3 protein-coding genes are annotated in these 6,250 nt (G+C 57.9%); 2 read left to right on the top strand and 1 reads right to left on the bottom strand.

Translation table 11 applies throughout. The features are described from left to right. Positions 1-1,003: 1,003 nt before the first annotated feature. Entirely contained in the window at positions 1,004-1,201 is a 198-nt protein-coding gene (locus tag ACXJ5O_RS15985) for a hypothetical protein (RefSeq protein WP_457300748.1), read from the top strand. 476 nt (positions 1,202-1,677) lie between these two features. Here ACXJ5O_RS15985 and ACXJ5O_RS15980 read toward each other — a convergent pair whose 3' ends face one another. Next, the gene (locus tag ACXJ5O_RS15980; protein WP_457300747.1) at positions 1,678-1,821 is read right to left on the bottom strand and encodes a hypothetical protein; all 144 of its coding nucleotides are present in this window, start codon (positions 1,819-1,821) and stop codon (positions 1,678-1,680) included. Between the two features lie 308 nt (positions 1,822-2,129). On the opposite strand from ACXJ5O_RS15980, the gene ACXJ5O_RS15975 reads away from it, so the two are divergent. Continuing rightward, the coding region (locus ACXJ5O_RS15975; RefSeq protein WP_457300746.1) for a peroxidase family protein at positions 2,130-6,250 on the top strand (4,121 nt) is incomplete at its 3' end.

Genomic DNA, 6,250 nt, shown 5'->3' with positions numbered 1-6,250 from the left:
CGGTCATTCTTTCAAGTCAGGGCTAGCGTCCACTCCGGGGCCGATCGCAGACAGTCCGCTTCTAGAATACTCAACGCAGAAGCGGACATTTTAGTATTCCGCGCTAGGGGCTCCATCGGACAAATCGCCTTACCTCCAATGATCGAGCCGTGGCGATCGACGATGAAATCGACGTCGGGCGTCATCGTCCAGGGATGCCGCTGTGCGCGGCTGACTTTTGGCTCGACCGACGGCATGCATAGGGCAGCCACCCCAGGATGCCATTCTCTTCTATAAGATCAGCTGCCGTTACTCGACGTCAGGATCGTTTGGGGAAAGCGGCGTCTGCCACAGCTCTCTCCAAATCCAAGTGCCATGGGGTCAGGAAGCCAAGTTCTCGTATGTAAGCACGAAGGGTTCAATCGCGTTGCGCTCGATCTCAACTCCAAGCCCGGGTTTATCAGGCACGCTACCTGTTGTTTAAAATGTTCCCAAAATATCGGCCGGTTCGTTGGCGCTGATCCGAATAATGCCTTGGATGCGGCGTACGACTTATCGAACTCCGCTCAATCGGTAACCATCGCGGCTGTGTGCTAACCTTGGCAGCGTAATGCGTGTTAAACATGCAACACTTCCGCATTGCTTCACTCGACGCAGCCTCTACAGGAAACGAAAGCACAGCCACGCCGTATGGGCGAGTTGTGGCGGAAGGGGATGGTGATGAAACTCTTTGACCACGGCAAGCGCGATGCGAAGGAGATCGCCGTGACGGCGGTCCAGCCAAGAGACACATGTTTCTGAGATCGGCGCCGAGCGGGGTAGCAAGCTCAATTAGTGCAATTGATGGCTCGCGTTGGCTTCAGTCTGCCCGGAGGGCGAAGACCGCTAATACAACTCCGACGCAGATCACGATCACAGCAATGGCAATGAGGATTGGATGCTCCATCATGGGCATCGTTATCCGAAAACCGGTCGGAAGTCCACGCGAAGTCTGCTATGTTTCCATCCAAGGGAGGAACGAACGATGAGCCAAAATGCAGAATTATTGGCAGAGATCGGCAGACGGGCAGAACGGGCCAAGGCTGCTGATCTCAATATCCGCCATATGTCGAAAGAAGTGGAGGACATTCACACGCAGTTCCCACACCGCTGTGAGGAGTATATCAAGGAGAAGCTCGAAGAAGCGTTGCGAAAGAACGGAATGGGCTGGAATCCCGAGTAAAAGCACCTTTCCGCTGTTCGCCGGATCAATGTGGGGGTTGGGCCTTCACTTTGGGAGTAGTCCGCCAGTGCCAGTGCTTGGCGGGGAATGCTCAAGGCTGCAACTACAGCCTGCCGGAATCTATTCTTGTTTCTGTTGAGGACCGGCGCAGACAACAAATCGGTCATGGCCAGAAGCAGCCTTCCTGAGGGTGACGCACTCATAGGCGCTCTTATCCCCTCGCAACCAGTTGTGATAGAAGACCATTCAGCCACCAGTGCATCTTCCCAGTGCACGTTGTCGCAGCTTCCCACGGTCGCAAAGGATAGCTTTCCTCACCTATCACCGTCGACATGATGGTTGACGACGCTCCGCCACACGTTGAAAAGTTGCTATGCCCCTGCCGGACAGGGCTTGATGAATCGGTTTCAAAAACTCACGAAGTTCGTTCCAAGTTCTTATCATTTCCGTGCATACTCAGATACACAACTAATCTATCATTCCCATTCGGCTGTGTTCACTGCGAGAGCTGGCGGATAGACCGGAATCGGTTCGCCCTTTTGCCACTGGATGATGACCAGCTCGGAATCGACAAAACGGACCTCCAGGATAAACACGCCGGTCCGAATTACATCTCCCACCTTACGTTGGTCCAGGTTTCCGCCGCTTCGAGCCCCGCATTGGATCACTAGCTCGTGCCTTTGGTCCTAATCATCTTGGGACCTTAGTGTTGCCAAAGTCGCAGGACCTTCAGAACTATCACGTTGGCCTGCGCCTCTCCATCATCCGACCATCGAAACTCGTGCCAATCATGTTGACATCCCGCTACCAGCCGGAGCGCTCAATACGACCCAAGATCACGGGACAATGCAACAAGCGCCCGCGTAAGCGGCGCGGTCGGAATACGCCATGACGGCGATTCTATTGGGGTTAAAGGGAGACTAACAAAATGGTAAACTATATCCGTTCCGATCTGGAATTCATTCTCGAGCAGATCAAGATCGCCGAAAAGCACGCCGCATACGTTGCCAATCCCGATGATCCGAACGCTGCGCCGCTCTTCGGTGTGGGCGCTGCTGGCCAGGTTGGGTCCGTTCCAGCCTATACACTTAGCCTGGGGCTGCGGACCGTCGACGGTTCTTACAACAACCTGTTGCCTGGACAAGAAATGTGGGGCTCTGCAGACCTGCCGTTCCCTGAATTGCTTGATCCCGCATATCGCAATGCCGATGGTACCCTGTTCGATCCCGATGGTCCGGGGCCGGCTCCGGCGATGCCGACGTCCCCCAACTATAATCCGTCGAACAACCCCAATTCGCTGGTATTCGACTCCAGCCTGCGCACGATCTCGAACCTGATCGTTGATCAGACGCTCGGCAACCCCGCGGCTATCATCAAGGGGTTGCAGGTGGGCGGCCTCGTCGCCGCTGACCTTGCCAATGTGGCTCTCGTGCAGAACATTTATGCCGCCTACAAGCCTTTTGCTGATGCGGAATACCAGGCGCGCGTTGTCATGGAGAACGCAAAATCAGCTGCCAACGCCCTCAGCGACGGCGACCCGCTCACGCTGCCGAGTGCCGCCGAACAGGCGGCTCTCGATGCGCTGGCAACGGCGACGGCTGCGCACGATGTCACCGTAACCAATCTTGAAGCGGCGAGCGTCGTTCGCGATACCGCACTTGAGCCGTTCGGCATCGCCATGGATGGCGACAACGTCCAGATCACCAACGTCTCGCCCGACGTCGGCCTGTCGGCACCGTTCAATTCCTGGTTCACCCTATTCGGCCAGTTCTTCGATCACGGCCTTGATCTTGTAAACAAAGGCGGCAGCGGCACCGTATTCATTCCGCTACAGCCCGATGACCCACTATATGTTGAGGGCAGTCACACCAACTTCATGGTGCTGACGCGCGCTACGGTGGGCCCTGGTGCCGATGGCGTTATGGGAACGGCCGACGACACGCGTCCAGTCAATACCACGACGCCTTTCGTCGATCAAAACCAGACCTATACTTCGCACGCCTCCCATCAGGTTTTCTTGCGTCAATACGCGATGGGTGCGGATGGCAAGCCGCACGCTACCGGCAACCTCATTGAAGGTGGTGGCGCGCAGCCGGGTGGTATGGCGACCTGGGCTGATGTCAAGGAACAAGCCAAGATGCTTGGCATTCTCCTGACCGACCAGGATGTTGGCGCCGTGCCTCTGCTGCGCACCGACGCTTATGGCAACTTCATCCCGAATGCCGTGGGCTTTGCCCAAGTCATTACAGGCGTCGGGGCCGATGGCATTCCCAATACTGCAGACGACATCGTTATTTCAGGTACGCCCGCCGCGCCGGTGCCGCTGACGAGTGCAATTCGCATCAATGCAGCATTCCTGGCCGATATCGCCCATGACGCGGTTCCGAACGGCATTGCGGACGGCGATATCGAAATCGGCCTTCAGAACCCCGGCAACAACCCGGCCGTCTATGATAACGAATTGCTCGATGCGCACTTCATTGCCGGCGACGGCCGCGTTAACGAAAACATCGGCCTGACCGCCGTGCATCACATTTTCCATTCCGAACATAACCGGCTTGCCCAGCATACCAAGGAAGTGGTGCTCGCCAGCAAGGATATGGCCTTCATCAATGAGTGGCTCGACGTAGACCTGACGCAGACGCAGGTCGATGCCATCCCGACGGACCCGATTGCTCTTGCAGCTTATGCCGACACGCTGACCTGGGATGGCGAACGCTTGTTTCAGGCCGCCAAGTTCGGCACGGAAATGCAGTACCAGCATACCGTGTTCGAGGATTTTGCTCGCAAAATTCAACCCAATATTGATTTCTTCGTAGTGCCTGACGGCTATCACGCCGACATCAACCCGGCCATCGTCGCCGAGTTCGCTCACGTGGTTTACCGCTTCGGCCATTCCATGCTGACCGAGCAGATCGATAGGCTCGATGCCTCGTTCACCAATGATCAGATCAGCCTTATTCAGGGCTTCCTCAATCCGATCGAGTTCGACTCAGGCCACACCATCGCCGACGGCATTGCTGCGGGCGACATCATCCGCGGCATGACGCGCCAGGTCGGCAATGAGATCGACGAGTTCGTCACCAGTGCGCTGCGCAACAACCTGCTCGGCCTGCCCCTCGACCTGGCAACCATCAATCTGGCGCGTGGCCGGGATACCGGCGTGCCTTCGTTGAACGCCGCTCGCCGCGATTTCTACGAGGCAAGTTCGCATGCGCCTGAACTCAAGCCCTATGATAGTTGGGTGGAGTTCGCTGGTAACCTCAAGAATGAAGCTTCCGTCATCAACTTCATGGCGGCTTATGGTCTCCATTCTTCCATTACCGCCGAAACGACGATCGAAGGCAAGCGCGATGCCGCCATGCTGCTGATCTTCGGCGACATGGATATCGATGGCGATGGCATTGTCGACCTTGCGCCCGCTGACCGCCTGGATTTCCTCAACGGTACCGGCGCCTGGGCCAATGTCAACGGCATCACCACAACCGGTTTGGACAATATCGACCTGTGGATCGGCGGTCTCGCGGAAAAGATCCTGCCGTTTGGCGGCATGCTCGGTTCGACCTTCAACTTCGTGTTCGAAGTTCAGCTCGAACAACTTCAGGACGGCGACCGGTTCTACTACCTACAGCGACTTGACGGCCTGCATCTGTTGTCTGAAATGGAAAACAACACTTTCGCCAAGATCATCAGCCTCAATGCCGACGCGGGCCACCTTCCTTCGGACGTGTTCTCGACCCCCGGCCTGATCCTGGAAGTGGACCGGACCAAGCAATGGAACCCCGGCCTMGGCGAAACCGCCGGCGCGGACGGCATCCTGCTCGATGACCCGACGACCACGGATGTCGATGAATCTGCCGACAATCTCGGTAACGATCCGACTGGGGGCAGCATTCTGACCCCGCTGGTGATCCGCAACAATCCCGCCACCCCGGGCGCTGACACCAATTACCTGAAATATACCGGCACTGAACACGTCCTGCTGGGTGGCACCGATGGGGATGATATCCTGATCGGCAGCGAGGGGGACGACACGCTTTATGCCGACGGTGGCAATGACCGGCTCGAAGGGGGCTCCGGTAACGACTCCTACTTCGGCGGCGACGGCGACGACATCATCACCGATTTGTTCGGTGACGACATCATCCGCTCTGGCGCGGGTCACGATGCGATCAATGCCGGCGCTGGCGTCGATCTGATCGTCGGTGACGCGGGCCAGGACTTCATCATCCTGGGCGCCGACTTGCTCGACGAAGCCTTCGGCGGCGTCGGCAATGACTTCGTGCTCGGCAGCAAGACCACCGAGCAGACGTTGGGCGGCGAAGGCGATGACTGGATCGAGGTGGGAGCGTGGACCGGCGCGGTCGGCGACGATTTCGACGACCAGTTCCAGGCCGACGCGGTCAAGGGGCATGACGTGTTCCATGGCGACGGCGGCTTTGACGAGTTCATTGGCGAAGGGGGCGACGATATCTGGTTCGGCAGTCTCGGCCGTGGCAAGTTCGACGGCATGTCCGGCTATGACTGGACCACTTATGCCGACATGAACTTCCCTGTGGACGTCGATCTCGCCCGGCAGATCCTACCCGGCGTACCGGTGCTTCCAGCCAACGTGGCGCTGGATACCTTTACCCAGGTGGAAGGTGCCTCGGGCTCCAAATTCGCCGACGTGATCCGCGGCACCGACGTGACCGCTGCAGATGTGCCGACCGAAGGCTTCCGTGGCAGTGCACTCGACGCCGAGGGCCTCGCCCTGATCGGCGGGCTACAGCAACTGCTGGTGGGTGCGGGCGCGACCTCGTTCGATGCCCAGGGTAGCTTCGTCGGCGGTAATATCTTGCTCGGCGGCGACGGCAGCGACCTCATCGAAGGCCGCGGCGGCGATGACATTATCGACGGCGACAAATGGCTGCGGGTGCGCATCGCTGTGATGTCCACCTTCGACGCCAATGGTCCGACCGGCGACACGGTGCTTAGTTACCATGACTCAATGAAGACGCTGGTTTCGCAGGTTATGTCCGGAACTATCAATCCCGGCCAGCTCAAGAT

Source organism: Phyllobacterium sp. P5_D12 (assembly GCF_054049495.1).
The sequence above is the reverse complement of the archived record's forward strand: the minus strand, read 5'-3'. Positions and strand labels throughout refer to the sequence as shown.